The following is a 26,654-nucleotide window of genomic DNA, read 5'->3' as shown; positions in this document are numbered from 1 at the left end:
TCAGAGGATGTCACCCGGAGTGTAGGCGGCTGCCTCCGGGTGGCGCTTCGCGAGCTCGTCGATCTTCGCCACCACCGTGCCGACCTGGGCGACGGCCGCGCCGGTGAACGACAGCGGCTCGCCGACGATGCCGACGATCTGCTCCTCGGTGAGTCCGAGCCGGCCGTCGGCGCCGAGGCGGTGGAACAGGTCGTTCGCCGCGAGGCCCTGGCGCAGGTCGAGCGCGGTGGCGACCGCGTGCTCCTTGATCACCTCGTGGGCGGTCTCCCGGCCGACGCCGTTCTTGACCGCGGCCATCAGCACCTTGGTCGTGGTCAGGAACGGCAGGTACCGCTCCAGCTCACGGGCGACGACCGCCGGGTACACCCCGAACTCGTCCAGCACGGTCAGGAACGTCTCGAACAGCCCGTCCAGCGCGAAGAACGCATCCGGCAGCGCGACCCGCCGTACGACGGAGCAGAAGACGTCGCCCTCGTTCCACTGGTTGCCGGCGAGCTCACCGGCCATCGACGCGTACCCGCGGAGGATCACCGCGAGACCGTTGACCCGCTCGCAGGACCGGGTGTTCATCTTGTGCGGCATCGCCGACGACCCGACCTGGCCCTCCTTGAAGCCCTCGGTGACCAGCTCGTGGCCGGCCATCAGCCGGATCGTGGTCGCCAGGCTGGACGGACCCGCCGCCAGCTGCACCAGCGCGGACACGACCTCGTAGTCGAGCGACCGCGGGTACACCTGGCCGACACTCGTCAGCGTGTGGCTGAACCCGAGGTGCTGGGCGATGTCCTGCTCCAGCTTCTCCAGCTTGATCGGGTCACCGCCGAACAGGTCCAGCATGTCCTGCGACGTACCCACCGGGCCCTTGACGCCGCGCAGCGGATACCGCTCGATCAGCTCCTCGATCCGGGCGATCGCGACCAGCAGCTCGTCCGCGGCCGACGCGAAGCGCTTGCCGAGCGTCGTCGCCTGCGCGGCGACGTTGTGCGAACGGCCGGTCAGCACCAGCGCCGCGTGGTCGGCGGCCAGCTGCCCGAGCCGTACGGCGGTGGCCACCGCACGATCCCGGATCAGCTCCAGGCCGGCGCGGATCTGGAGCTGCTCCACGTTCTCGGTCAGGTCACGGCTCGTCATCCCCTTGTGGATGTGCTCGTGCCCGGCGAGCGCGCTGAACTCCTCGATCCGCGCCTTCACGTCATGCCGTGTGACCCGCTCACGGTCGGCGATCGAGGCCAGGTCGACCTGGTCGATCACCCGCTCGTAGTCCTCGACGACCCCGTCCGGAACCGCGACGCCGAGCTCGCTCTGGGCCTTCAGAACGGCGACCCAGAGCTTCCGCTCGAGCACGATCTTGTGCTCCGGTGACCACAGCTCCGCCATCGAGAGACTGGCGTAGCGCGCGGCGAGAACGTTGGGGATCCGGGGTTTGGTCACGACCCCCATTCTCCCAGACGGGTGCTACTTGACCGTCACCAGTCCACAGAGCTTGGCGCCGTCCAGCGTGCAGACCTGGTAGGAGCCCGCGGGCAGGGCCTTCGGGACCGCCAGCGTGTACGGGCCGGGGCCGGAGTACGACGGGACGCTCATCCCCATCTCACCGGTCATCCGGACGGCGTACGGCGTGGTCGGGTCGCCGGGGATCTTGGCGACCAGCGTGTACAGCGCGACGTCGGGCTTGGACGCCGACGCCAGCGAGAACGTCGCCGCGCGGACCTGCTTGTCCGGGAAGGCGGCGACGAACTGGCCGCCGGCCACCGTGGTCGCCGACCTCAGCGACAGCGGACCGACCTTCAGGGCCGGCTGCTCGGTGTGCACCGACACCTGCGGCGGAACGACGGCGTTCGTGGGCACCGGGCTCTCGGCCACGGGCGTGTTGTTCGCCGCCGGGCGGAGCGTGGGAACGATCGCGACGGCGGCGACCACCGCGGCCGCGCCGATCACGGTCAGGCCGGCGGTCCGGCGGCGCTTGCGGGTCCGGGCCGCGGTCAGGACGGAGTCGAAGTCTCCGGCGGACTCGGCAGCGCGGCGGTCGGCCAGCGCCTGCAGGTCCTCCTGCAGATCAGGCATGGTCGTCACTCCTCAGCAGCAATGAATCGGACAGGGCGTCCCGGGCGCGGGACAGGCGCGACTTGACCGTGCCTTCCGCGATTCCGAGTGTGTCCGCCACCTGAGCCACGCTCAGGTCACAGACGTAATGGAGGACGACGACCTGCCGGGTCGGCATCGGCAGGCCGGCGAGAGCCTGCTCGAGGTCACCGGCGTACCCGTCGGCGTGATCCGGGACGTGCTCCGCCGGCAACCGGTGGAACAGCTGTGTCAGCCGGTTGCCGTCCCGGTGCCTGTTCGCGGCCAGTCGCATCGCGACCAGGCGCACCCAGGCCTCGGGAGAGTCGTACCGCGACACCTTCTCCCAGCGGGGCACCAGCCGGACGAACGCCTCCTGGACGATGTCCTCGGCCTCGGCGCGTGACCCGGTCAGCAGCGAGACAACACCCACCAGCCGTGGCTGGTGCGCGGTGTAGAAGTCCCGCAGCCCCTCCGTCTCCATACCCACCTACACACCCGACCCCTGAATCCGGTTCCATCGAATTCCCGACTGTATCCGGACCGGGCCGTGCTGCGGTGGTGTCAGACGGTGATCTCGCCGCGTTCGGCCTTGAGGGCGATGTCGGTGCGGTGCTGGGAACCCTTGATGCGGATCTGGCCGACGGCGGCGTACGCGCGCTGGCGGGCCTCGGCGAGGTCCTTGCCGACCGCGCTCACCGCGAGCACACGACCACCCGACGTCACGAGGTCGTCACCGTCGAGCGCCGTACCCGCGTGGAAGACGCGGACGTCGTCGTTCTCCGCCTGCTCGAGTCCCGCAATCACGTCACCCTTGCGCGGGCTGGCCGGGTACTTCTTCGCCGCGACCACGACGGTGACCGCGGACGCGTTCCGCCAGCTCAGGTCCCCATGGTCGGCGAGTTTGCCGGTCGCGGCGGCGTACAGCAGACCGCCGAGCGGGGTCTTCAGCATCGGCAGCAGCGCCTGCGTCTCCGGGTCGCCGAAGCGGCAGTTGAACTCGATCACCCGGACACCGCGCGACGTCAGCGCGAGACCGGCGTACAGCAGGCCGGTGAACGGGGTACCGCGGTGGCGGAGCTCGTCGACGGTCGGCTGCAGGACCTTCTCGGTGATCTCGGCGACCAGGTCGTCCGGCGCCCACGGCAACGGCGTGTAGGCGCCCATGCCGCCGGTGTTCGGGCCCTCGTCGTTGTCCCCGAGCCGCTTGAAGTCCTGCGCCGGCTGCATCGGCAGGACCGTGGTGCCGTCGGTGATCGCGAACAGCGAGACCTCAGGACCGTCGAGGAACTCCTCGATCAGCACCTGCTCGCACTGCGCCGCGTGCGCGAGTGCCTCCTCGCGGTCCGACGTGACGACCACGCCCTTACCCGCGGCGAGCCCGTCGTCCTTCACGACGTACGGCGGCCCGAACGCGTCGATCGCCTCCGCTGCCTCGGCGGCCGTCGTACACACGTACGCCCGGCCGGTCGGCACGCTCGCGGTGGCCATCACGTCCTTGGCGAAGGCCTTGGAGCCCTCGATCTGCGCGGCCTCCCGGGACGGCCCGAACACGGCGATCCCGGCATCACGCAGCGGATCCGCGAGACCTGCCACGAGCGGGGCCTCCGGCCCGACGACCACCAGGTCGACGTCCAGCTCCCGCGCCAGCGCGACCACCGCGTCATGGTCCGCCATGTCCACCGGACGGCATTCCACCGTCTGCCCGTCGTACGCCGGCCGCAGCGCGGCGATCCCCGGATTACCCGGCGCCGCCACGACCTGCTCGACCTCGGAATCCCGGCTCAGCCCCCACACCAGGGCGTGCTCACGACCACCGGACCCAACCACCAAAACCTTCACAGGCCCTCACCCTAGCGTGTCGACCTGGACGCCTGCGGCCCGTCCCACGCGGTGCTACACGCCGCTCCCACCCAGCGGCTTGGCTGGGCAGCCAAATCGCGTGATCGGTCTGTCGTAGCTGGGCGTTAGCCTTCCGGGCATGTTGCATCGGGTGCCGGCAGCCAGGCCGTTGGGACCTGATGCTGAAGGGCAGTGGGTTCGGCGGTGGATGTCGTCGGGGTGGACTCGGGCGGTCGATGGCTGGGTTGGGGGTCGGCTGGCTGAGTACGGGCGCGGGATTGTGGGCGAAGCGGTTACTTATCGGGCTCGGTTCTGGTCTGTGACTCGGTGTTATCCGTCGACGGCGGGGCTGGTTTGGTTCAAGGAGAACAATCCTGGCCACCGGTTCGAGGCTGGTCTGGTGGGCGCGATGGCGCGGATCGCACCGGATGAGGTGCTCGTGCCGCTGGCGGTGGATCGTGAGCGGAGTTGGTTGCTGGCCGAGGATCAGGGCGCGACGCTCGATCACGCCGACGTTGCTGATCAGCGAAGCCGCTGCATCGTGGTCCGCGCTCTGGCCCGTCTGCAGTGCGCTCTGCTCGGCCGCCTCGATCCCTCCGAGTACTCCGGGATGGTCGAGGTACACCCCAACGCTGCCGGTGACCTGGTACGCGACGCCGCCCGCGCGTGGGCGACGTTGCAGCCGGCGCATCCACTACGACTCGAGGCCGACGTACTGCATCGGGCTGAGCGAGCGGCCGACGTACTGGATCGGCGTACCGCGTCCCTCAGCGACACGGTCCCACTGGACGTGGAGCTCAACGACATCTACCCCGCGAACATCTTCGCGGACCGCTCGACCGGCACACTTCGGCCGCGGTTCTTCGACTTCGGCAACGCGGTCTGGGGTCACCCGTTCGTCTCATTGCACGGCTTCCTCGACGCGGTCGTGGACTGGACTCGCGCGCCGCTGCCGCCCGCAGACCGCGCCGCGCTGGTCGACGTCTATCTGCAGGTCTGGGCCGAACACCTCGACGCCGATCCGCAAGTACTGCGCGACGACCTCGCCACCACCGAGGCGCTGGTCGGCGTACACCGGCTCGTGTCGTGGCAACGCCTGATCCCGCACGCTGATCCACTCGAACTCGAATCACGCGCCGAGATCCCACTCAACTACCTGACCACCGTCACAGCACTCGCCGGGTGACCCTGAACCGGGCGGAGTCTGCACAAGCAGGTGAACTCAGGCGTCCCACAAACACGCCAAGCTCCGGCGACTCGTCCGGAACCAGGAACCCATCTCAGGATTGCTTTGGCAGGGTGAGGATTTCGGGGCCGTTGGGGGTGATGGCGATGGTGTGTTCGGTGTGGGCGGTGCGGCAGCCGGTGGCGCTGCGGAGGGTCCAGCCGTCGTCGTCGGTGACCAGTTTGGCGGTGTCGGCCATGACCCATGGCTCGAGCGCGAGCAGGAGGCCGGGGCGGAGTTTGTAGCCGCGGCCGGGGCGGCCCGTGTTCGAGATGTGGGGGTCCTGGTGCATCGTCGACCCGATGCCGTGGCCGCCGAACTCCGTGTTGATCTGGTACCCCGCCGCGCTGAGGACCGTCCCGATGGCATGGGAGATGTCGCCGATGCGCGCCCCGGGCACGGCTGCGGCGATGCCGGCGTCCAGCGCGCGACGGGTCGCGTCGATCAGCGCGACACTCTCGGCCGGCTGCGACTCGCCCACGATGAAGCTGATGGCGGCGTCGGCCGCGACTCCGCCCAGGGACACAGCGAGGTCGAGCGTCAGCAGGTCGCCGTCGGCGAGCTTGTAGTCGTGCGGCAGACCGTGCAGCACGGCGTCGTTGACCGCAGTACAGATGTAATGGCCGAACGGCCCGCGCCCGAATGACGGCTCGTAGTCGACGTAGCAGGACTCTGCACCGGCCTGGACGATCATCTCCTGGGCCCACCGGTCGATGTCGAGCAGATTCGTACCGACCGCGCTGCGGCTCTTCAACGTGTGCAAGATGTCGGCGACCAGGGCGCCGGTGTGCCTCGCCTGCGCGACCTCGGCGGGGGTCAGGATCTCGATCATGCGGGCGCCCTTCTCCTACGGCAAATCTCCTGCGACCAATAACTATACCGGCCATATTATCCCGGTACTATCATTGGGTCATGGTCAGGTTGCCGCTCACTCCCGAAGAGGTCGAGCGTGGACAGCGTCTCGGTGCGCTGCTGCGGCGCGCCCGGGGCGAGCGGTCGATGCTCCAGACGGCGCTCGACGCACGGGTCTCGCCGGAAACGCTGCGGAAGATCGAGTCGGGCCGCGTGGCGACGCCGGCCTTCCCGACCATCGCGGCGATCGCCGACGTCCTCGGTCTCTCCCTCGACGCGGTCTGGGCTGAGATCAACCGGACCGAGCGCGGCACGCGAGCGCCGCGCTCCGGTGCGCGATTGGCCTCGTAGGGACGACCGATCCACTGGTAGTCCGCGCCGACCCCTAGCCGAGAACCTCGCGCAACTTCGCGGCGAACTCGGTCGGCTTGCCGGGCTGGCCGTATTCGTCGCCGAGGAAGCCGCCGTGGCCGCTGGGGAACGTGACCGGTGTCAGTCCGAGGCGCTCGGCCGCTGCCTTTCCGCCGCGGGCTGCGAGCTGGTCGCCGGATTCCTCGCCGACGCCGATGACGATCCGTTCCTTCGCCTTGTCCAGGGCGTCGAAGTCCGGCTGGTACGACGTACAGCCGCGGAGGTTCTGCCCGAGGAGAGCGTCCGTGCGGGTGCCGTCGTCCTCGGTGGGGAGACCGAACATCGCCGGATCCGGCGCGGGCTGCTGCGTGTAGTCGGCGGGGACCTGACCGTCGTACCCGACGAAGGCGATGAACTTCGCCATCCCGGGGCCCAGGCCGTCGCGCTGGTACGTCTCGTACATGTCCTGGACCACGGCCAGCGCGGCCTCGCTGTCGGGGACGATCGCGGCGAGCGGCGGCTCGTGTGCGACCAAGGTGTTGATGAGGTCGGGGCGCTGCGCGGTGAGGGCGAGCGCGTTCACCGCGCCGCCGCTGCTGGCGAAGATGTCGACCGGGCCCGCGTCCAGGTGATCGATGAGCGCGGCGAGATCGGCCGCGTGGTCGTGGGGTGAGAGCTCGGTCGGCTCGCCGCTGCGGACGCTGCGCTCGACGCCACGCGGGTCGTACGTCACCACGGTCCGGTCCTCGAAGTGCGAGGCCAGGGTCGGGAAACCGCTGGCGCCCATCGGCGACCCGATGAGCAGCAGCACCGGGCGGTTCGCCAAGTCCCCGCGAACGTCGTACGTCAGCGTCGCCCCCGGCACATCCAGCGTCTGAGTCACAGGCTCCGGCATCGACAACTCCTCATGGATCCGGCCCACCCCCTGTGGTCGACCTCCTGCTCGAGAGCCTAGACGCTGCGAACTCCCCCGAACAGGAACGCGACCGGAACCTTCAACGCACTTCGCCTGCCCGGAACATCGTGAAAGCGAAATGAAAGCCGATCCGCGTTGACTGCGGTCGACAAACTCGCTCAGCACTTGTCATCTCGGGAGGGACAATGCTTACGAAGCATCGCAAGGCCGGACGCGCACTGGCCGCAGCAGGGGCCGCAGTTGCCACCACAGCCGCCGTTGGCGTCGCCACGGCACCTACGGCCAATGCCGCCACCTGCAACTCCGGTAGCGCCTGCGTCTACTGGTCCAACGCCGACGGCGGAAGCGTGCTGAAGTACCAGAACGCAGGCAACGCGACCATCTCGCTTCCGACCGGCGTCTACGGCGGCTGGGTCCGGAACAACGGCGTCCGCTACCCAGGCGCCGACCACATCACAGTCACCACCCGTCTCGGGACCGTCCGCTGGGCGATCTGTCTGCACTACGGAGCCCTCAACTTCACGCCCGGCTCCGGCGTCAACACTGCGGCCAGGCTCGAAGCCGGTGAAGTCGTCACCGGCTGGAGATGGCGCGGCGAATGCGCTCCCGGAGAGGACCGCTGGCACAGCTACTGAGCGGATGAACACACCCGGTGGTTCCGCCCAGAGCGGAACCACCGGGTACCGGTCAGCGGTCGGCGGAGGGTCTGATTAGCTGGTGGTATGACTGAGAAGCCAGAGATCGACTTTCCGGACGGGCCGCCGCCGGCGGATCTCGAGATCACCGACATCACCGTGGGCGACGGCGACGAGGCGAAGGCCGGTTCGCGGGTCAACGTGCACTACGTGGGCGTGGCCCACTCGACCGGCGAGGAGTTCGACGCGTCGTACAACCGCGGCGCCCCGCTGGCGTTCCAGCTCGGCGTCGGCCAGGTCATCCAGGGCTGGGACACCGGCGTCCAGGGCATGAAGGTCGGCGGCCGCCGCAAGCTGGTCATCCCGCCGCACCTCGGGTACGGCGACCGCGGGGCCGGCAGCGCGATCAAGCCCGGCGAGACCCTGATCTTCGTCGTCGACCTGATCAGCGTCAGCTGACAGCACAAGCACAGCAGCCGGCGGCGACCAGGAAATCCTGATCACCGCCGGCTGATTCATGCCGTCAGCGGATCGACGCGGCCCGGATCACCTCCTGGCGAACGGCGTTGCCCGCGTCGTCGGTCGCGGTCGCCCGCAGCGAGATGTACGACGCCCCGCTCGGCAGCCGTACGTCGGCCGACCAGCCGGCACCCTGACGCGACAGCGGGACGGACCGCCACGTCGCGCCGTCGTCGTACGACAGCTCCAACGTCGCACCCTTGACCTTGCCCGCGCCCTCGACGCCGGTGAGGTGGAACGCGGACAGCCCGATCCGCTGCAAACTTCCTCCCCTGAGCGCACCGTTGAGGTCCGTCGCGAGGTGGTAGTCGAGCTGGATCAGCGGCAGGTACACCCAGTCGGCCGAGTCCGTCGTCTGCGCCCGGAAGTCCCACGCACTCGACGTCTTCGTCCCCGAGCCCCAGAGCGCAGGCCGGGCGGTGTCCATCTCGAACCTGTAGTCCGCCCATCCCGCTGTCACCGGTACGCCGGTCTGCACGGCCTGGAACGAACTCTTCCGGACCAGCGTCCCGTTCTGGAACAGCCGCGTCTCGACGGTCGACTCGTCGTCCGACATCGATCCGGTGACGCCCTGGTCGCCGCTGCTCGTCGTCGGTACGTTCACCGCGAAGAAGTCACCGCTGCGACGCGGGTTCCAGTACCCCGAGCCGACCCGCGGCCGGGCGACCGGCGCGAACCACGAGTTGGTCTGCACGCTGCGCGGCGCGTACGCGTGCCGCTCGCCGCGCTGCTCCCAGCCGCGCGGGTCGTTCGTCTGCTCGTACCAGTCGGTCCCCGCCTCCGTGGAGACGAAGTCGATCCGCTGGGTCCCGAGATGGATCGGCTCGGTCACCTGCAGACAAGGCGGCCAGAACCCGATCCTGCAGTCCGCGCGGCTCTCGAACGCGAGCTGACCGGCCGGACCGACGAACCGGTTGACGACCGTCGCCAACTCACTCGCCTGCGGCGCGTACCGCAGCTCGGCCGGGATCGCCCCGGTGTGCGCCTTGACCAGGTCATACAGGTACGGCGGTGCCTCAGTACCCATCACGCGCAGCCGAACGTTGCCCCCAGCACCGATCCGGTCCACCAACGGACCGCCTTCGCCCGCCGTCAGCGAGTAGACCGGCAGCTCGGTCCCGCCGGCCGAGTCGTAGTACTTGCCCGGCCCGTCGTTCACGACGATGAGCATGCGGGCCCCGGCGTCGCGGGCAGCCGTGGCGCGAGCGCTCGGCGTGACCGCACTGCTCGCCGTCACGAAGACCGCCTTCCCCCGAACGTCCTTGCCCTCGTAGTCCGCGGCCGCACCGGCGCCGACGTACGCGCCCGTGAGCGTCGCATTGCCGTCCCAGCGCTTCGAGCCGCGCTGCAGCAGCGGGTGCAGCGGCTTGTCGTCGACCGTCATCGACAGCAACGGCTTCGTACGGCGCCAACGGGACGAGAAGTCGTACACGCCACCGGCCACCGCACCGGTCGGCGCGGCGTACACCTTCGTCACCACCGGCGTCGGCACGTACTGACCGAGGAACGTCGCGAACTGACCGCCGATCCCGGAGTCGTGGTACCAGCCGGACCGGCGATAGACGTCTTCACCCGGCAGCGGCGTGCTGAGCGTGATCGGGTTCGCCTTGCGGGCGTCGAGCACGAGGTCGGTGTTCTTGTCGATCACGAGATGCGGATTGCCGACCAGCGCGACACCTTCCTTGCCGTCGACCGGCAGCCAGGAGTACGCCGCGTACACGCCGGGCCGCAGACGCTGCGTCGCGACGTTCCCCGTGGCCGGGTCGATCTCGAGCGTCGTGACGAACTGGTCGCCGTACTTGTACAGCGTGAGGAACCCGCCCGCCGGCTTGCCGTCGCGGCCGGTCGCGTGCACAGCGAGGTTGTACCGCTCCTCCTCCATGACCAACCCGACCGCGGTCTGCGCCACCTGGCGGCCGCTCTGCTTGGCGATGACGGTCCCGGAGTACGACAGCCCCGGCGTCGCCAGGTTCGGCGTCGCGGTGACGGTGACAGAAGCGGTGCCGTTCGCGGGCACGGTGACCTGCGTCGAGCCGAGCGTCAGCAGCCCGGCCGGCGCCGGCGTCGTACCGTCGCTGGTCACGTCCGTCGACAGGTCCAGGGTCGCCGCGGTGTCACCGAGGTTCGTGTAGGTGATGGTCCGCTCGACCGGAGCGTCGTCACCGTGCGGCCAGGCGTGCAGACCGAACTCGCGGGTCGCGGTCGCGTTGATCGTGCCGAACGCCGCGGCCGGTACGTCGAGCCGCCCGCTGCCGACCTGGTACGCCGTCTCGCCGGCGAGCGGTTTCGCGGTGCTGACCAGTGCGGACTTGAGCTGCTCGCTCGTCCAGTCCGGGTGCTTCTGGACGAGCAGCGCCGCGGCACCGGCCACGTGCGGCGTCGCCATCGACGTACCGCTGAGCGACTTGTAGTAGCCACTGCCCGAGGACTTCGAGGCGCGGGCCGCGAGCACCGAGACGCCCGGCGCCACGATCTCCGGCTTCACCGTCGCGTCGCCGAGACGCGGACCCATGTCCTGGAAGTACGCCCGGTTGTCGTCCTTGTCGACCGCGCCGACCGTGAGCGCGGACGCCGCCGCCCCCGGCGAACCGATCCCGCCGACCCGGCCGTAGTTGCCTGCGGCAATGACGAACAGCGCACCGGTCTCGGCGCTCAGCTGGTCGACGGCGAGCGCCATCGGGTCGGTGCCGTCGCTGGCCTCGGTGCTGCCGAGGCTCATGCTGACCACCTTGGCGCGGTGCGCGGCCCACTCCATCCCGTCGATGATCCAGGACGCGGCACCCGATCCGCCGTCGCTGAGGACCTTGCCGATCGCGAGCTGCGCGGCCGGGGCGACGCCCTTCTCGACGCCGGCGGACGCGGCACCGGTGCCCGCGACCGTGGAGGCGACGTGCGTGCCGTGACCGTTGACGTCGTCGGCGGTCTCCCCCGGGACGAAGCTCTTGGTCTCGACGATCTGCCCCGACACGTCCGGGTGCGTCTGATCGATGCCGGTGTCCAGGACCGCGACCGTCGTACCGCGGCCGTCGAGGCCCTGCGCCCACGCGTTCGGGGCGCCGACCTGGGCGACGCTCTCGGCGAGGCTGGCCTCGACCTTCTCGTCGAGGAACACCTTCTGGATGCCGCCGCCGAACTCCGCCGGCGCGCCAGGTCGAGCAGTGCTACTACTTGGAGCGGTGCTACTACTTCTAGCGGTGCTAGCCGTGATACCGGACCAGAACTGCGCCGCCTCGGCCTTGCGCGCGGACAGGCCCACGCCGCCGATGCTCTCGAGCGTGGCGCCGCGATCGGCGTGCCGCGGGGTCGCGGCCGCGGTCCGCAGTCCGGGGCGGTACTGGACGATCAGCGGAATCGACGTGACCGACGCGTCGTCGTACCCCTGCTCGACCAGCGAGGTGACGTTGAAGAGTTCGGGATCGAGCCGGCCCGAGGCGAGGTACGGCAGGGCGGCGTCGGGGACGACGTGCAGGTCATCGCCGACCTGCTGGATCTGGACGCCGCCGGACGCCTGCTCGACCGCCGCGGTCGGCGGACCGCCGGCGGTATCGGTCAGCGTGACCACGTCACCGGTCACGAGCGTGACCCGATGAGTGTCTCCGGCCGGACTGGGTGGGGCGGCATCAGGCGAGGCAGCGCTGTCGGCCTGCGATGGCGTCGTCGTGACCGCGGCCAAGGCCACGATGACGGCGAGCCCACCGGCGACGGCGCGGGCGGATCTGGACATGGGCGGGGCCCTTCCTGGAAGCACCTGGCGGATTGGATGGCATGAACATGCCACGCGGTCGTAGAGTGCTCAATGGCGGGATTACGGCATGACAGGTGTCCGCCACACCGATCTTCCCCGCAAGCCCCTCGAAGGAGCGCACGATGCTCGACGTGCTGGGACTGGATGCGATCGAGGAAGGTGCCTACCGGCGTCTGATCACGCTGCCCTCGGAGTCGGTGGAGGAGCTGGCGGCGTCGCTGCGGGTCGAGATGAGCGACCTCGCCGCCGCGCTCGACGGGCTCTAGGAGAAGGGCCTGGTCGCGCGGTCCACCGCGACGCCGGGGCACTTCGTCGCGTCGCCGCCGGCGCTGGCGCTCGGATCGCTGATCGTGCAACGCCAGGAGGAGATCCGGCGGGCCCAGCTCGAGCTCGGGCGACTCGCCGAGCAGTACCGCGGCGTGATGGCGGACCGCTCCGACACCGACGTGATCGAAGTGGTTCGCGGCGCGCAGGCGGTCGCGCAACGGTTCGGCCAGATGCAGCGTGGGGCGTCGAACGAAGTACTGGCGCTGGTGAAAGCCTCGGTCGCGGTCGTGTCTGCCGACGAGAACGTGGACGAGGACGCGGCGCTGGCGCGGGGCGTGACCTACCGGGTTGTCGTGGAGCGGGCGGCGTTCGCCAAGCCCGGTTTCGTCGACCTGGTCGCCGAGTCGCTCAAGGCCGGCGAGCAGATCCGGGTCACCGGCGATCTGCCGCTCCGGTTGGTGGTCGCCGACCGGGCGCTCGCGTTGTTGCCGCTAGCACCTACTGCGGCCGATTCCGCCGGTGGGGCGTTGCTCGTCCACCCGTCCGGTCTGCTGGACGCACTGCTGCACCTGTTCGAGCTGGTCTGGGCGGGGGCGAACGAAGTACTCCCCACCGACGAGGGCGCCACCGAGCTCGCCGCGGACCGTCTCGACGACGTCGACGCCCGCATCCTCACCCTCCTGCTCGCCGGCCTCACCGACCAGGCGATCGGCGGCCAACTCGGCATGTCGCTGCGCACCGTCCAACGCCGCGTCAGCCAGCTCATGGACCGCGCCCAGGTCGTCACCCGCTTCCAACTCGGCCACGAAGCCTCCCGCCGCGGTTGGCTGGGCGTCTAACGTTCGCGTAGTTGTACTCATCCGCCGCTTCGGGGTGAGCGGATTGACTGGGTGGTATGACGACGATGGCTGTGAGATCGGCACCCGCTCTGCGGGTCAGCTGGACGCGGTACTGCGCCTTGGCGGCGAAGATCCTGCTGCTGGGGCTGTTGCTCGCGGCACTGATCTGGCCTGATCTCAGCGGAATCAAGGGAAAGGCGTCGACGGCGCGGCTGGTCGTGTACCCGATCGGCGGGATGGTCCTGCCGCTGTGGTGGTGGGCGTACGGACGCACGCGCAGCTCACTGCACCGAAGCTTCCCGTGGGCGGCTGATCTGCTGATGACGCTGCCGTGGCTGATCGATCTGATCGGCAACCGGCTCGATCTCTTCGACACCGTGGACTGGTGGGACGACGCGATGCATTTCGTCCTCTGGGGCTTCCTCACCGCGGGCGTGCTGCTGGCGTTCGCACCTCGCGACCTCTCGCGGGCGGTCACCACCTTCACAGCGCTCGGTTTCGGCACCACGGCCGCCGTCGTGTGGGAGGTCGGTGAGTACGTCGCCTTCGTCCGCAGCTCCCCCGAACTCCAGACCGCCTACACCGACACCCTCGGCGACCTCGCCTTCGGCACGCTCGGCGCCCTGCTCGCCGGCCTGATCGTTGCCCGGGCGACAGTCCCTAACCGTCGACCGGGCGATTCAGGGCTTCCAGAAGATGGTCGGTGACGGCATCGGGTGAGCGGGCCCAGTCAGTGGTCAGGACGTGGTGCACCCGCCAGCCGGTCGTGGTGAGCGCACTCGGGTGCGTGGTGAGTCGCTCCAGGAGCGTGTCAGCGGCCACCCGATCAGGCGTGTCGACGAGTACGGCGAGACGGTGGCCGGTGTCACCGGGAAGCTTGAGGGCGAGGTCGCAGCGGAAGACGGACTCGCCCACCGCGAGGTCCACCTCCACACCGCGTGCCTCCAGAGCGGCGGCGAGCTGATCGATGACCGGCATGGGGCGTCGCTCGGCAGCGGGCGTGGATCTCAGGCTGTACGACGCCAGCGCGGACTTGGCGGCGGCCTGATCGCCTCGCGAGACCGCGGCGGCGTACCCCAGGAACCTTCGCAGCGTGTTCGCGCCGTCGTTGTAGGTGTTGGTGATCGCATCCGGCTCGATGCTGCTGACGACGACCATGTGTTCGCGCGCACGGCTGAAGATCACGTTCAGCCGCTTCTCGCCACCTGAGGTGTTGATCGGGCCGAAGTTCATCAGCATCCGGCCGTCCGGACCGGCCGCGTAGCAGACGCTCATCAGGACGATGTCCCGCTCGTCGCCCTGCACGTTCTCCAGGTTCTTCACGAACAGCCCGGCGTCCTGCTCGCCGTGCGTACGCACCTGCTCCGCCTCGTACAGCGCCGCGAACGACGGATCGCTCTCGGCGAGCTCGTCCAGTGCTCGCTCGATCTCGCCCTGCTGCGCCTCGGAGAACGCCACGATCCCCAGACTCTTCCCGGTCCGGCGAACCAGCAACTCCCGCACCAGCGACGCGATCCACCGCGCCTCGGCCGGATTGGTACGTCGTGCGTACACCCCGTCGACGAGCTGCACCGCCGTGATGCTGCCGGCCAGGACGCTGTCGCACACCTCGTCCACCGGGGAGTCGGACTGCAGCGTCCACGGCGGCGCGGCGTGCGGCGGCAACCGGTCGGGGACTGTGGCGAGCTTGCCCTGGTAGAACGCCGCGTTGCTGAACGAGATCAACGCCTCCGAACGGCTCCGGTAGTGCCAGGTCAGCATCGTCGACGCCAGCCGCAGCGCGCTGATCGAGAGGAAGCTGTCCTCGGTCAACGCGATCCCGACCTGCTCGGCCGCCTCGTCGTCCGGCTGGAGATCATCGGACTCGCTGCGCACCCGGAAGTACTGCGTCGGCGGCAGCTGCATCTGGTCGCCGACAACGATCAGCTGCGGCGCCCGGTGCAACGCCGGGATCGCCTCCTCCACGGGGATCTGGCTCGCCTCGTCGTACACCACGACGTCGAACGACGTTGTCAGCGGCAACGTGTCCGAGACCGAGGACGGGCTCATCAACCACACCGGCCGCAGCACGGACACCACCTCGCCGGGCGCGCCGGAGGCGAGATCGCGGATCGACCGGTACCGCATGACCTTGCCGAACTCGTGCTCCAGCTCGCGCCGGCCGGTCGCGAACGTCTTCTTGCGTTCGCGATCCTCCGGCGACATCCCGGTCACGCTGCGCTCGGAATGCGCGACCTCGGCCAGGAAGCGGCGGCGTACCTGCGCGACGACGACTTGTGCGTTGAGCTCGGTCAGGTCGTCGTACACCATGCCCAGCTCGCCGACGATTGCGTCGACGCGCGCTGAGGAGAGTTGCAACGGCGCGGCGGAGCGGGCGCGTTCCCATTCCGCTGCGCAGACGGCGTACTCGAGCTGGTCGGGGGTGGCATCGAGGCGCCGCAGAGCGGTCAGGACGGGTGGCGAGGCGTCAGCCAATTCGCGGAGTTTGGGACCGACAGTGCGTACGACGGGGCTCTCGGCGGCGAGGCGATCCGTCAGGTCGCGGAGGGCATCTACTGTCAGCGTGTCCCAGTGCTCGGCCAGCAGGTCCTGGGATGCGGCCGCGGCGTCGTCCAGGGCGTCGGCGAGACGTGAGAGCTGGGTGGTGGCGCCGTCGTTCAGGGCGAGGCGCCAGTCGGGGACGGTCTTGCGGGCTTCGGCGAGGCGGTCGATCAGCTCGCGCGGGTCGTCGGCGGACCAGTCGCGGCGGGTCTGTTCGGTGTGGTCCTGGACGGCGGCTGTCGCGGAGTGGGCCGCGACCAGGTCGATGAGGATCTCGGTGACGGACGGCTGGACGGCGCGGGTCGTGCTGTCGAAGCGGGAACGGACAAGGTTCTTCACGCGGCGCCAGTCCCCGCTGAGGAAGGAGAACGCTCCGCCTTCCTTGCTCTGAGCAACCTTCAATGCCGAACGAGCGTCCGCGGCCGCCAACGGCTCCTGCCAGCCTGCCGCCTCCTTCCAGGCAGCACGCTCGGCAGCAACCAGCTTCTTCCGCTCCTCCGTGACCGCCGCCAACTCCCGAGCCGCAGCCGACCGCGGCACGATCGCCTCCTCCCGATCCCGCGCGGCCAAGGGCTCCAACAACCGCCCAAGCCGAGCCAGCCCCCGAACCTCGCGCACACCTACACCAGCAGCCACACCAGTCGCGGGTATGTGCGCCGCGTCGGCTGTTGGGGACTCGGCGGCCGTCGAGTCGTCAGCGGGACGCAGGGGCGCGAGAGCGGCTGCCACCGCGTCCCAGCGCCCGCGGAGCTCCCGGGCGGAGGCGGCCAGGTCGGAGTCGTCCCAGCGCGCGAGAAACGCCAGCGAACTCCGTGCCAGCACCCCACCAGTCACCGGATCCGCAGCAGCCAGCGCCCGAGCCGCCTCCCGCACCCGCTCGCGCGCCTCCCACCACTCCCCAACCCCAGGAAGCGCCCCATCACCGGAACTCCAGGCGTATTCCTGTAGCTCGGCGAGGCGGTTGATGATGTCGCGTAGGCGAGGAGTCCCGTCGCCCAACTGCTGTTCGAAGGCGTCGACGGTTGCGAGCAGGCGGTCGACTCGTCCGACGAGCTCGGCGCGGCGGGTGGTCAGCTCGTCCAGATCATCCTCGGCGGACAGCCAGGCCTCGTACGTCTCCCGCAGACCATGCACGAACGCCTTCTTGTCCCCCTGCGAGTCATGGATCAGCGCACACAGCCCGTCCAGCCGCCGACTCGCCAACCGTGCGTGCACAACGTCCAACGCGGCCCGCTTCTGACACACGAAGAGCACCCGTTTCCCGCGCGCGACGAAGTCCGCGATCAAGTTGGTGATCGTCTGCGACTTCCCCGTCCCCGGCGGTCCCTGGATCACGAAGCTCTCGCCACGCCGGGCCCGCGCGATCGCCGCGACCTGCGACCCGTCCGCCGGCACCACCAGATTCCGCTCGCCCGGTGGCAGCTCCGGCAGCGCACTCCCCACCGGCCGCGGCCGGTCCGAGAACAGCTGGTCGAACGACGGCGCCGACGCCCCACTCGTCAGCAGCTCGTCGTAGTCGCGCACCAGACCGAGCGTCCGGTAGTTGAAGTTCGCCAGCGAGACCGCGCACAGGTCGACGTCCCACGAGTACGGCCCGCCCTCGGTGTCGAGCGAGTACACGTCGGTCTCGAGCGCCGCCGGCCGCCGCGGCTCCTCCCCGAGCGCGATCCCTAACGGCAGCGTCTGCTGCGCGATCTGCGCCCGGAAGATCTGCACGCCCAGCGGCTGATAGTCCGTACGCCGGTACGAGTACGGGTACTGCCGCCCGCCGAACCCGGTCGCCAGGTCCCCGCGCCGCCGCCGGTTGTACGTCCGCAACCGCGTCATCGCCCGTTGCCGCACCAGATCGATCCGCGGTTTCTCCCGCAGGTGCAACTGCAGCCCCGGCTCGGTCGCCTGGATCTCCTTCGCCAGCCGCTCGTGCAGCTCACGCAGCGCACCCGGCACCGACAGATCCACAGTCTCCGGCAACGAGATCCCGTACAGCTGCCGCAGACTGTGCCGCAACGTCGGATTGACCTCCGCGACCGGATCCGTGACGCGCAACGTGTACGAGTCCCGCACACCGCGTTTCTTCGTCAGCTCCACCTTCGCGAGCACCAACGGTGAGGCGAGCCGCGTGTCCCGGTCGTTCTTCAGGTCGTGCCACCGCAGGAACGCAGGCACCAGCCGTAACTGGTCCTGCCCGTAGTCGGCCTTGTCCCGGCGGGCCGTCGAGATCAGCTTGTCCAACGTGTTCGCGGCGTACGGCGCCTCGTCGTACCGGATCCACTTGCCGAGCGGCTGCGCCTTCTTCAGCAGCTGCTCCGCCAGGTCGTCCCGCCAGGTGAAGAGCTGCTCCGCGCGGATCGTCCGGACGTCGAGCATCAGCGGCACCGACACCTCGGTGAGGTTCAGCGTCTGCGCGGTCGGGCGGAAGTTGATCAGCCGGTTCCGCCGGGAGAGGTCGAAGAGCCGGTCGCGGAGCGCGCCGAGCACCGCCGTACGCCGGTCCGCGACGCCCTGGACGATCGCCTCGACGTCGAAGTCGAGCGGCTGATCGCGGTAGTTCTCGAGCTGCTCGATCAGCGAGTGCAGGTCCTGCGCGCGCCGATGCCGATCCGGCTCGGCCATCTGGGCGGCGACCGAGACGATCACCGGATGCAGGTCAGGGTCCAGCCGGTACAAGTTGCCGCGGGCATCGATCAGCGTCGCGACGTCCGCCGTCCGGGACAGATCGAGACCACAGCCGAGCGCGAGCAGCAACTGCCCCAGGCTGAAGATATCGGTGAGCTGGTCGTGATGACCGACCACGTGCTCCCAGCTCTGCCAGCCCGCCACCAGCGTCGGCGCCTTGATCGCCTCCGGAAGCGGCTCGGGTACGGCGGTCTCCTCGCGGCCACCGCCCTCGCCGAGATCGAGGTCGGTCTGCCGATGGGCGACCACCTCGACCGCCGACGGGCGCTTCCCCTGCCGCGCATCGACCTCCTGCGTGGCGAGCGTCGGCCGGCCCGCGTCCTCGGGCGCGAACCCCAGCCGGCTCTGCTCATCGACCACGAGCCGATCCAGACCGCGCAGCGGCGCGACCAGCCCGCGCTCGTGCACGGCCGCCGTCTCGTGGAACAGCGGAAGCACAGCCGCGAGCAGAGCGTCGTTGCCCAGCCCGCCCTGCGAGACAGCCAGCGCGACGAGATCCTCGGCGCTCATCCGGCCACCTCCGCGGCAGCCTGCACGAACCGCGCCCGCTGCTTGTCGCTCCACCCGAGCTCGTCGTCCGCGATGTCGACGTACCCCGGCAGACCCGACCGTCGAGCGACGGCCAACGACGCGACCAGCCCAGCGTCCCCGGCCTCAGGATCAGCCGTCGCGAGGTCGAGCAGCAGATAGCACAGGTACCGGATCGTCGCCGGGGCCAACGGTCGCGGTCGCGGCAGGGGCGCTCCGTCCACAGGACGAACCGCCAACGGCTCGTCGAAACGCACCGCTCCGCCAGGCACACCGAGCGGCCCCGGCGGATCCGCGAAACCAGCGGCCGCCGTGGCGATCGCATCGGTCCGCAGCCCCTCCGTGTGCGCGATCGCGGCGGCGAAGTCCCGGCTCAGCTCACGCAACAGCACCGCGTCGAGCAGATCCGGCGCGTCGACGTCGAGCGGCCCGGTGACGAGCACCTCGACGTCTTCATCGGCGAGCCAGTTCTTCAACGCCCACGCGCGTCCGACCGCCTCCGGATGCGACGTACCCCGGCTGCCCGACCGGAGATCCAGTGAGTCCGCCTGACGCAGGTACGCCGCGGGATCCGCCGTACTCAGTCCCGTTTCCAGCTTCAGGAGCGCGCGAATCGTCGTACTCAAATCACCACACGCCGTGAGTGCACCCCGGTCCGCGAACAGCTCCGTCGCGAGCGACCAGCGCCGATGCGTCTCGAGGTACTGCGACGGCGTCCGGGCGTCACCCGCCGCGGCGTCGAGCAGCCGATCGACGGCCAGGTACCCACCGTCCTCGGCCTGCCACAACAGCCGGTGCGCCAACTCGTGCCCGATCACCGCCGTCAACTCGTCCTCGTCGAGCCGGTCGAGCAACGCACCTTGGAAGAGGATCACCGCCTTGCCGGCCTGATGCAGGTACGACGCATTCGGCTCGCCGCTCACCTGGTAGTAGTCGATGTCCGCGTCCAGCTCCAGCGCCGCGGCCGCCCGCTCCCCCGCCCGGAAGACGGCGGGATGTGCGGAGGGCTCCAAGCGGTACGCATTCCGCAGCAGCACCTCGTCGAGCGATCCCTCGGGCCCACCGTGCAACGCCGTCCAGGCACGCTCGTCCACCCGGCGGACAACCGCCAGGACGGACCGGTGATACCCGAGCGCCGACAACATGCCCGCCACGATAGCCACCCTCGCCGACGAAAACCGATCTCAGACTTCTGTCACTGTGGACAAGTGGACGTGACCATCGTTGGCAGTGGAGACGCGTTCGGGTCGGGCGGGCGTTTCCAGACCTGTATCGCGGTCGGCTCGCAGACCCTCGTCGACTGCGGCGCGACCAGCCTGACCGCGCTCCGGCAGCAGTCCCTGGACCCGAACGACATCCGCACGATCGTGATCACCCACCTGCACGGCGATCACTTCGGCGGACTGCCGTTCCTCATCCTGGACGGCCAGTTCCGCCGCCGCACCGAGGACCTGACCGTCGTCGGTCCGCCCGGCACCCGCGATCGCCTCCAAGTCGCCATGGAGACGCTGTACCCCGGCTCGTCCGAGGTACGACGCCGCTTCGACGTCCACGTCCTCGAACACACCGACCGCCGTCCACAACAACTCGGCGAGCTGACGATCACGCCGTACGAGGTACGGCACGCATCCGGCGCCCCGGCGTACGCCGTGAAGCTCCGCACAGCGGGCCGGTCGATCGCCTACTCAGGCGACACCGAGTGGACAGACGCACTGCTCGACGCGGCGGACGGCGTCGACCTCTTCCTCTGCGAGGGCTACAGCCCGGCCCCGATCCGCTGGCACCTGGATCTCGCCACCCTGAAAGAGCACCGGGCCAGGTTCACGTGCAAACAACTGGTCCTCACGCACCTGTCGCCGACCGCGCTGGCAGCTGACCTCAGCGACTGGACAGTGGCGTACGACGGACTGCGGCTCTAGGGATTGTCCATGGGGCGGCAGACCCCGTTGGCCGCTGCACTGGCGGCCAACGCCGCGGCAGCGGGACTTGTCCTGGGCCGCGCGTCCTGTTCCGTCTTGTCCTGAAGAGTCTTGTCCTGCACGGTCGTGTGCCGGCCGATCGGCACGACCATCGGCGTCCCCGCGACCGGGTCCGGCACGACCTTGACGGCCAGCCCGAACACGTCCTGCACGACGTCCTCGGTGATCACCTCCGACGGGTTGCCCTCAGCAACGATCGCGCCGTCCTTCATCGCGATCAGGTGGTCGCCGAACCGGCAGGCCTGGTTCAGGTCGTGCAGTACGAGCACGATCGTCCGGTCGTCGGACTTGTTCAGATCGACGAGCAGATCGAGCACCTCGAACTGGTGCGTCAGGTCCAGGAACGTCGTCGGCTCGTCCAGCAGCAGGATGTCGGTGTCCTGCGCGAGCGCCATCGCGATCCACACCCGCTGCCGCTGACCGCCGGACAGCTCGTCGATCGGCCGGTCCGCGATCGACAGCACATCCGTCGAGGTCATCGCCTCCGCGACCGCCGCGTCGTCCTCCTTCGACCACTGCCGGATCCACCGCGTCCGCGGGTACCGCCCACGCCCGACTAGGTCCGCGACCGTGATCCCCTCCGGCGCGGTCGGCGACTGCGGCAGCAGGCCGAGCTTGGTCGCCACCTCCCGCGTCGGGATCTGCTGGATGCTCTTCCCGTCCAGCAGCACCGACCCGCGCGACGGCTTCAGCAGCCGCGCGAGGGTCTTCAGCAGCGTCGACTTGCCGCACGCGTTGGCGCCGACGATGACCGTGATCTTCCCGGTCGGGATCCGCACCGACAGGTCGTGGATGATCTCCCGCTGGTCGTAGCCGACCGCGAGCCCGTCAGCTGCGAGGCTGTGCGGGGTCGTGTGCTGGATCAAGGGTTCCACAGCGTTCTCCATCTCTCAGCCACCACTTCCGACCCGGTTGGCTCGCGCCAGCAAGAACATCAGGTACGGCGCACCGACCACGCCGGTCACCACACCGACCGGCAACTGCGTGTCTCCGAAGGCGTGCTGCGCGACCAGATCCGACAACGCCACCACCAGCGCCCCGAGCAGACCGGACACGATCATCGCCGGCCCCGGCGACCGGGTCAGCCGCCGCGCGATCGGCGGCGCCACGAACGCCACGAACCCGATCGGCCCGGCCGCCGCCGTCGCCACGGCGGCCAGCAGGACGGCGATCACGATCAGGCCGAGCCGCGACGTCTCGACCCGCAACCCCAGTCCGTACGCCGTCTCGTCGCCGAGCTGCAGGATCCGCAACTGCTGCACCAGGAAGATCATGAACGGCAGCAGCACGACGAACGTGATCGCGAGCGACCGCACGTTCGACCAGTCCCGCCCGTTCAGGCTCCCGGTCAGCCAGATCAGCGCCTGCTGCGCGATCTCCACCCGCGCCTTGGTCAACAGGTACGACGTGATGCTCGTGGCGATCGCACCGATGCCGATCCCGATCAGGATCAACCGGTAACTCGACACCCCGTGCCGCCACGCCAGCACGTACATGATGAAAGCGGTCAGCACCGCGCCGACGATCGCGAGCGCCGACACCGCGACGCCCGTGAGTCCGAGCGTCACGATCGCGAACACGGCGAACGCGCTGGCGCCGTACGTCACGCCGATGATGTCCGGACTGGCCAGCGGGTTGCGGGCGATGCTCTGGAAGATCGCGCCCGACAGGCCGAGCGCCGCGCCGACGAGCAGACCGGTCAGTGCCCTGGGCAACCGCAACCGGTTCACGATGAACTCGGTCGCCCGGTCGCCGCCGCCGAACAGCGTCTTCACCACGTCGAGCACCGGGATCTTGAAGTCACCCAGCGACAGCGAGACGCAGAAGGTCGCGAACACCACGACGGCGAGGACGGCGATCACCACGACGGTACGGGCCTGCCGCGCCGCACGGGCGCGCGCGATGACGTGAACTGCTTCGGCGGTCGTCATCACAGATCGGCCAGCTTCCGGCGGCGTACCAGGACAATGAAGAACGGAGCACCCAGGACCGCGGTGACGATGCCGACCTGCAGTTCGCCCGGCAGCGCGACGACCCGGCCGATCACGTCCGAGCCGAGCAGCAGGATCGGGGCCAGCAGCATCGAGTACGGCAGGATCCACCGGTAGTCGGGTCCGGTCACCAGTCGCGCCACGTGCGGAATCGTCAGCCCGATGAACCCGATCGGTCCGGCCGCCGCGGTCGCCGCACCGCACAGCACGACGACGACCACCGCGACGAACACGCGGGCGAGTCCGACCCGCTGCCCGAGCGACTTGGCCACGTCGTCCCCGAGCGACATCGCGTTCAGCACCCGTCCGCAGAACAGCGCCAGCACGATCCCGATCAGGACGAACGGCGCGACCTGTTCCGCGATGTCCGCACCGCGGCCGGCGAACGATCCCACCGACCAGAACCGGAACTGGTCGAACGTGTCGACGTCACCGATCAGGAGCGCCGTGGTCAACGACCCGAGCATCGCGGTCAGCGCCGCACCGGCGAGCGCGAGCTTCACCGGCGTCGCACCCTCCCGGCCGAGCGAGCCGAGGAAGTAGACGGCGACCGACGCCGCGGCCGCGCCGACGAAGGCGAGCCAGACGTACGCCGTCAGCGACGACAACCCGAACCAGTAGATGCCCCCGACAACGAACAAAGCGGCGCCGCCGTTCACGCCGAGGATGCCCGGATCGGCCAGCGGGTTGCGGGTCACGCCCTGCATCAGCGCGCCGGACAGTCCGAGCGCGGCGCCGACCAGAAGACCGATCACCGTCCGCGGCACGCGCAGTGACCGGACGATCACATGATCGGTGTCGGCCTCGTTGTAGTGCCGCAGGGCGTCGATCACCGTGGACAGCGGAATCTGCTTGGACCCGATCGCGACGCTGAGCAGCGACACCAGGACCAGCAGGAGTACGCACCCGACCAGGCCCAGGACGAGGGTCGTACGCCGCGTCCGCCGCCGCGGGCGTTCGGGCGCCGTACGACGGGAGAGGTCAGGGTCGGCCGATGCGACGGCACTGGGCGGGGGCATTGGACTTTGGGGATCCTCTTAGGTAAGGCTAACCTCTAGATGCCTCAGAATAACCCGGCCGCCCTCGGGTCCGCATCCGAGGCTCCCCTGCAGAGTTTATGGAGAAACCTCGCATGACGACTGTGCTCGAGCGACCGATCGTGTTCGACTCGCTCCTGGCCACCGTGGCGGCCGTCGAGGACCTGAGCCCGCACCTGCGTCGCGTGACGTTCGTCGCACCGCGGATCGCGGACGCGGTCACCGCGGGGCCGGACCAGCGCATCAAGGTCCTGCTCACCCCTCCGGACGGCAGCGCGATCAAGCTGCCCTCCGGACCCGAGTGGTACGCCGAGTGGTGCGCCCAGCCGGTCGAGGAGCGCTTCATCATGCGGACCTACACCGTGCGCGCGCTCCGGCCGGAGGTGGCCGAGCTGGACATCGAGTTCGTCCTGCACGGGGTGAACGGCCCTGCGTCAGCCTGGGTGAGCGAGGCACAGCTGGGCGACGAGGTGGGGCTGCTGATCCCGTTCGCGGTCGACACCTCCAGCACGAAGGGCCTGCTGCACTCCGGCGTCGACTACGTCCCGCCCGCGACCAGCGTGCGCCGGGTGCTCGTCGCGGACGAGACGGCGCTGCCCGCGCTGGCGGGGATCCTGGAGGAGCTGCCGGCCGCAGTACAGGCCGCGGTGTTCGTCGCCGTACCGGATGTTGCTGACATCCGCCCGCTGGCTGGGACCGCTGACGTCACGTGGGTCACGGAGGGGACGTTGCTGGACGCTCTCAAGTCAGCTGCACTGCCGTTCGACCCGGACTACGCCTGGGTCGCCGGCGAGTCGTCGATGATCAAAGAGGTACGTCGGCACCTGGTGAACGCGGTCGGGATGCCGAAGAGCGCCATCTCGTTCCAGGGGTACTGGAAGCGCGGCGAAGCCCAAACCTGATCGGGCCTAGGCCGTATGGCTGAACGAGACCGGCTTGCCGGTGGCGTGGGCATAAGCGATCTCCCTGCTCGTGGACTCGCCGATATACCCGCCGGGGTTGACGACCAGAACCCGGTCAGCCAGGTCGATCTTGCGCAGGTGGAGGGCGTCCAGCGCGGCCTTCTGCTCGTCGGTGATCAACTCGCCTGCTTCGTGATCCTCGGCGCGCCCGAACACGCCTGGCGCGACGACGATGGCACCTGCGAAGGTCAGCTCTCGGTTCGCCGCACGCATCTCGTCCACGAACCGGGTAGAGCCGCAGATGCAGACAATCTCAGGTCGGTCGGACACGCCGACAGTTTACGTCTGGGGTTCACCCGGCAAACCAGCTTCCTTTGACAACACGGCCTAGGAATCCGGGAGAGCCGGAGGGCAGAGGTCCGGCCCTCCCGGAAGCTCGCTAGGACGGGTTCTCGGCGTGGGTCAGCGTCTCCCACGCGACGAACAGGTTGTTCGAGCCCGCCGGACGCCGCGACTCGGTCAGTGCCTGTGTGTTCGTCATCGCGTACCCGAGGCGGGTATGCAGTGCGTTGAAGCCCACCTCGGTGATCGGACCCAGGCCGCGGTGCAGCGTGCCCTTGCACAGCCAGGACGGCACCGGCTCCAGGTTGCGCTCCCACTTCGACTGGAAGCCCAGCGCCTGACGGAGCCGCTCGCCGAACTCGGGGTACATGTCGATCCCCTGGATCCGCGCCGTCTCCAGCACATGGGAGATCGACGAGATGCCATAGCCGGTGTGGGTGAGGTCGCGGCAGGTCTCCTGAGTCAGACCCGTCACGAAAGTCCCCTGCCCCTGCCAGTAGCTGACGATCTTCTCGCGGGTGTTGAGGTTTTGGCTCGGCACGGTCTTCGGCAGCGCACCATCCGACTCCAGGTACACGTACGCCGGCACACGCAAACGGTAGAGCGCGATCGCCTTGTCGTAGATCGCCTTGTCCTCGAGGAACACGCCGATGCCCTGCAGGGCCTCGATCATGCTCAACTCCCAGTTCCCGTTGGAGTTCGAGCCGTTGATGATCTCCGGTACGTAGACGTTGCGGAGCATCGTGGCGAAGCGGCCGGCGTTCGGCCAGTTGCCGTACACGTGCTTGATGATCTCCGCGGCCTTCGGCCACGACGACGCGGACCAGGCGGTCTGCAGCGGGGCGTTGCTGTTGGTGTGGTCCCGGATGGTCGCCGACCACGCGTCCATCAGTTGGATCGCCTTCTGCGCGTAGCGGTCGTCGCGGGTGATGTACCAGAGCAGCGCGTCGGTGTACGCCGCGATGGCGTCTTCACGTTCGTCGGTGCAGCCGTAGTTCGGGTTGGAGTACGAACCGCACTCAACGACGGCGCGTGGTTTCGGCGTACGGGAGAGGGATGCGTAGGCGCTGTTCTTGGCCTGGTTGAACGCGTTCGTCCACGGCTGCTCGCCGGCCTGCACCTTGGCCCGGACGAAGTCGAGCTGGGCCCGGCTCGACCCGACGCCGGGGTGTGTGAACGTTGCCGGAGCGTCGACCGCGGCCGGTGCCGGCGACGAGGCGACTGCTGGACTGCTGAGGGTCCCGGCGACCAATGCCGCGCAGGCGGCAGCCAGGATCAAGGACTTCTTTCGCATGGGCGGTGTCCTGTCTTTCGGGGCGGTAGGACAGCGGTTTCCACGGCAGTGTCACGACGCTCGGTGACCGCGGTCAAGAGGCCGCCGGTTCCGGAACTTCACCGGAACAAGTCGC

General features: G+C 69.4%; 23 protein-coding genes. 9 read left to right on the top strand and 14 right to left on the bottom strand.

The window, feature by feature from the left end; translation table 11 throughout:
* From purB to purD, 4 genes are all read right to left on the bottom strand, one after another.
* The gene (purB, locus tag BJY22_RS08125; protein ID WP_167204930.1) at positions 1 to 1,437 is read right to left on the bottom strand and encodes an adenylosuccinate lyase; all 1,437 of its coding nucleotides are present in this window, start codon (positions 1,435 to 1,437) and stop codon (positions 1 to 3) included.
* A gap of 15 nt (positions 1,438 to 1,452) precedes the next feature.
* Positions 1,453 to 2,061 carry a hypothetical protein gene (locus BJY22_RS08120; RefSeq protein ID WP_167204928.1) on the bottom strand — a complete coding sequence of 203 codons (609 nt, stop codon included), beginning with the start codon at positions 2,059 to 2,061 and terminating at the stop codon, positions 1,453 to 1,455.
* The gene (locus BJY22_RS08115) at positions 2,054 to 2,542 is read right to left on the bottom strand and encodes a SigE family RNA polymerase sigma factor (protein WP_167204926.1); all 489 of its coding nucleotides are present in this window, start codon (positions 2,540 to 2,542) and stop codon (positions 2,054 to 2,056) included. The genes BJY22_RS08120 and BJY22_RS08115 overlap by 8 nt, the downstream gene beginning before the upstream one ends.
* 80 nt (positions 2,543 to 2,622) lie before the next feature.
* Positions 2,623 to 3,900 carry a phosphoribosylamine--glycine ligase gene (gene purD, locus BJY22_RS08110; protein WP_167204924.1) on the bottom strand — a complete coding sequence of 426 codons (1,278 nt, stop codon included), beginning with the start codon at positions 3,898 to 3,900 and terminating at the stop codon, positions 2,623 to 2,625.
* A gap of 409 nt (positions 3,901 to 4,309) precedes the next feature.
* Between purD and BJY22_RS08105 the strand changes: the two genes are divergently transcribed.
* On the top strand, positions 4,310 to 5,086 hold the full coding sequence (locus BJY22_RS08105; protein ID WP_167204922.1) for a hypothetical protein: 777 nt from the start codon (positions 4,310 to 4,312) through the stop codon (positions 5,084 to 5,086).
* Positions 5,087 to 5,180: 94 nt separating this feature from the next.
* On the opposite strand, the gene map is transcribed toward BJY22_RS08105, so the two are convergent.
* Entirely contained in the window at positions 5,181 to 5,957 is a 777-nt protein-coding gene (gene map / locus BJY22_RS08100; protein ID WP_167204920.1) for a type I methionyl aminopeptidase, read from the bottom strand.
* 80 nt (positions 5,958 to 6,037) lie between these two features.
* On the opposite strand from map, the gene BJY22_RS08095 reads away from it, so the two are divergent.
* Complete coding sequence (locus BJY22_RS08095) at positions 6,038 to 6,328, top strand: helix-turn-helix domain-containing protein (protein ID WP_167204918.1); 291 nt, start codon at positions 6,038 to 6,040, stop codon at positions 6,326 to 6,328.
* Positions 6,329 to 6,362: 34 nt separating this feature from the next.
* Here the strand turns inward: BJY22_RS08095 and BJY22_RS08090 are convergent, their stop codons facing one another.
* The gene (locus tag BJY22_RS08090) at positions 6,363 to 7,223 is read right to left on the bottom strand and encodes an alpha/beta fold hydrolase (protein WP_167204916.1); all 861 of its coding nucleotides are present in this window, start codon (positions 7,221 to 7,223) and stop codon (positions 6,363 to 6,365) included.
* A gap of 206 nt (positions 7,224 to 7,429) precedes the next feature.
* On the opposite strand from BJY22_RS08090, the gene BJY22_RS08085 reads away from it, so the two are divergent.
* Together BJY22_RS08085 and BJY22_RS08080 are read left to right on the top strand one after the other, a co-directional pair.
* Positions 7,430 to 7,879, top strand: a complete 450-nt coding sequence (locus BJY22_RS08085; protein ID WP_167204914.1) for a hypothetical protein — start codon at positions 7,430 to 7,432, stop codon at positions 7,877 to 7,879.
* A gap of 87 nt (positions 7,880 to 7,966) precedes the next feature.
* Positions 7,967 to 8,338 (top strand): FKBP-type peptidyl-prolyl cis-trans isomerase, encoded by a 372-nt coding sequence (locus BJY22_RS08080; protein ID WP_131335933.1) that lies wholly within the window; start codon positions 7,967 to 7,969, stop codon positions 8,336 to 8,338.
* 64 nt (positions 8,339 to 8,402) lie between these two features.
* On the opposite strand, the gene BJY22_RS08075 is transcribed toward BJY22_RS08080, so the two are convergent.
* The gene (locus BJY22_RS08075) at positions 8,403 to 12,122 is read right to left on the bottom strand and encodes a S8 family serine peptidase (protein ID WP_167204913.1); all 3,720 of its coding nucleotides are present in this window, start codon (positions 12,120 to 12,122) and stop codon (positions 8,403 to 8,405) included.
* A gap of 143 nt (positions 12,123 to 12,265) precedes the next feature.
* Here BJY22_RS08075 and BJY22_RS08070 point away from each other — a divergent pair, with 143 nt between their 5' ends.
* From BJY22_RS08070 to BJY22_RS08060, 3 genes are all read left to right on the top strand, one after another.
* Positions 12,266 to 12,409 carry a hypothetical protein gene (locus BJY22_RS08070; protein WP_167204911.1) on the top strand — a complete coding sequence of 48 codons (144 nt, stop codon included), beginning with the start codon at positions 12,266 to 12,268 and terminating at the stop codon, positions 12,407 to 12,409.
* Between the two features lie 84 nt (positions 12,410 to 12,493).
* Positions 12,494 to 13,249: a helix-turn-helix domain-containing protein gene (locus BJY22_RS08065; protein ID WP_167204909.1), complete on the top strand. Its 756-nt coding sequence runs from the start codon at positions 12,494 to 12,496 to the stop codon at positions 13,247 to 13,249.
* A gap of 65 nt (positions 13,250 to 13,314) precedes the next feature.
* On the top strand, positions 13,315 to 13,956 hold the full coding sequence (locus BJY22_RS08060) for a DUF2238 domain-containing protein (protein WP_167204907.1): 642 nt from the start codon (positions 13,315 to 13,317) through the stop codon (positions 13,954 to 13,956).
* Here BJY22_RS08060 and BJY22_RS08055 read toward each other — a convergent pair.
* A complete protein-coding gene (locus BJY22_RS08055; RefSeq protein WP_167204905.1) occupies positions 13,910 to 18,976 on the bottom strand; it encodes an AAA domain-containing protein in 5,067 nt (1,688 codons plus the stop codon). The two genes, BJY22_RS08060 and BJY22_RS08055, sit on opposite strands and share 47 nt — an antisense overlap.
* Positions 18,973 to 20,139 carry a M48 family metalloprotease gene (locus BJY22_RS08050; RefSeq protein ID WP_238350828.1) on the bottom strand — a complete coding sequence of 389 codons (1,167 nt, stop codon included), beginning with the start codon at positions 20,137 to 20,139 and terminating at the stop codon, positions 18,973 to 18,975. Before BJY22_RS08050 ends, BJY22_RS08055 begins: the two co-directional genes overlap by 4 nt.
* Before the next feature lie 63 nt (positions 20,140 to 20,202).
* Here BJY22_RS08050 and BJY22_RS08045 point away from each other — a divergent pair, with 63 nt between their 5' ends.
* Positions 20,203 to 20,913 (top strand): MBL fold metallo-hydrolase, encoded by a 711-nt coding sequence (locus tag BJY22_RS08045; protein ID WP_167204901.1) that lies wholly within the window; start codon positions 20,203 to 20,205, stop codon positions 20,911 to 20,913.
* Here BJY22_RS08045 and BJY22_RS08040 read toward each other — a convergent pair.
* From BJY22_RS08040 to BJY22_RS08030, 3 genes are read right to left on the bottom strand one after another with little or no spacing between them, the layout of a single operon-like run.
* Positions 20,910 to 21,839, bottom strand: a complete 930-nt coding sequence (locus BJY22_RS08040; RefSeq protein WP_420371430.1) for an ABC transporter ATP-binding protein — start codon at positions 21,837 to 21,839, stop codon at positions 20,910 to 20,912. The two genes, BJY22_RS08045 and BJY22_RS08040, sit on opposite strands and share 4 nt — an antisense overlap.
* A 24-nt stretch (positions 21,840 to 21,863) precedes the next feature.
* Positions 21,864 to 22,904, bottom strand: coding sequence for a FecCD family ABC transporter permease (locus BJY22_RS08035; RefSeq protein WP_167204897.1), 1,041 nt, complete (start codon positions 22,902 to 22,904; stop codon positions 21,864 to 21,866).
* The gene (locus BJY22_RS08030; RefSeq protein ID WP_167204895.1) at positions 22,904 to 23,983 is read right to left on the bottom strand and encodes a FecCD family ABC transporter permease; all 1,080 of its coding nucleotides are present in this window, start codon (positions 23,981 to 23,983) and stop codon (positions 22,904 to 22,906) included. Before BJY22_RS08030 ends, BJY22_RS08035 begins: the two co-directional genes overlap by 1 nt.
* Positions 23,984 to 24,096: 113 nt before the next feature.
* On the opposite strand from BJY22_RS08030, the gene BJY22_RS08025 reads away from it, so the two are divergent.
* Positions 24,097 to 24,903: a siderophore-interacting protein gene (locus tag BJY22_RS08025; protein ID WP_167204893.1), complete on the top strand. Its 807-nt coding sequence runs from the start codon at positions 24,097 to 24,099 to the stop codon at positions 24,901 to 24,903.
* A gap of 6 nt (positions 24,904 to 24,909) precedes the next feature.
* Here BJY22_RS08025 and BJY22_RS08020 read toward each other — a convergent pair whose 3' ends face one another.
* Both BJY22_RS08020 and BJY22_RS08015 read right to left on the bottom strand, forming a co-directional pair.
* Positions 24,910 to 25,233 (bottom strand): hypothetical protein, encoded by a 324-nt coding sequence (locus tag BJY22_RS08020; RefSeq protein WP_167204891.1) that lies wholly within the window; start codon positions 25,231 to 25,233, stop codon positions 24,910 to 24,912.
* Between the two features lie 109 nt (positions 25,234 to 25,342).
* On the bottom strand, positions 25,343 to 26,539 hold the full coding sequence (locus BJY22_RS08015) for an alginate lyase family protein (protein WP_167204889.1): 1,197 nt from the start codon (positions 26,537 to 26,539) through the stop codon (positions 25,343 to 25,345).
* Positions 26,540 to 26,654 lie beyond the last annotated feature (115 nt).

Source organism: Kribbella shirazensis (assembly GCF_011761605.1).
GTDB classification, from domain to species: Bacteria; Actinomycetota; Actinomycetes; order Propionibacteriales; family Kribbellaceae; genus Kribbella; species Kribbella shirazensis.
Note: the sequence above shows the minus strand (reverse complement) of the source record. Positions and strands in the feature narration are given on the sequence as shown.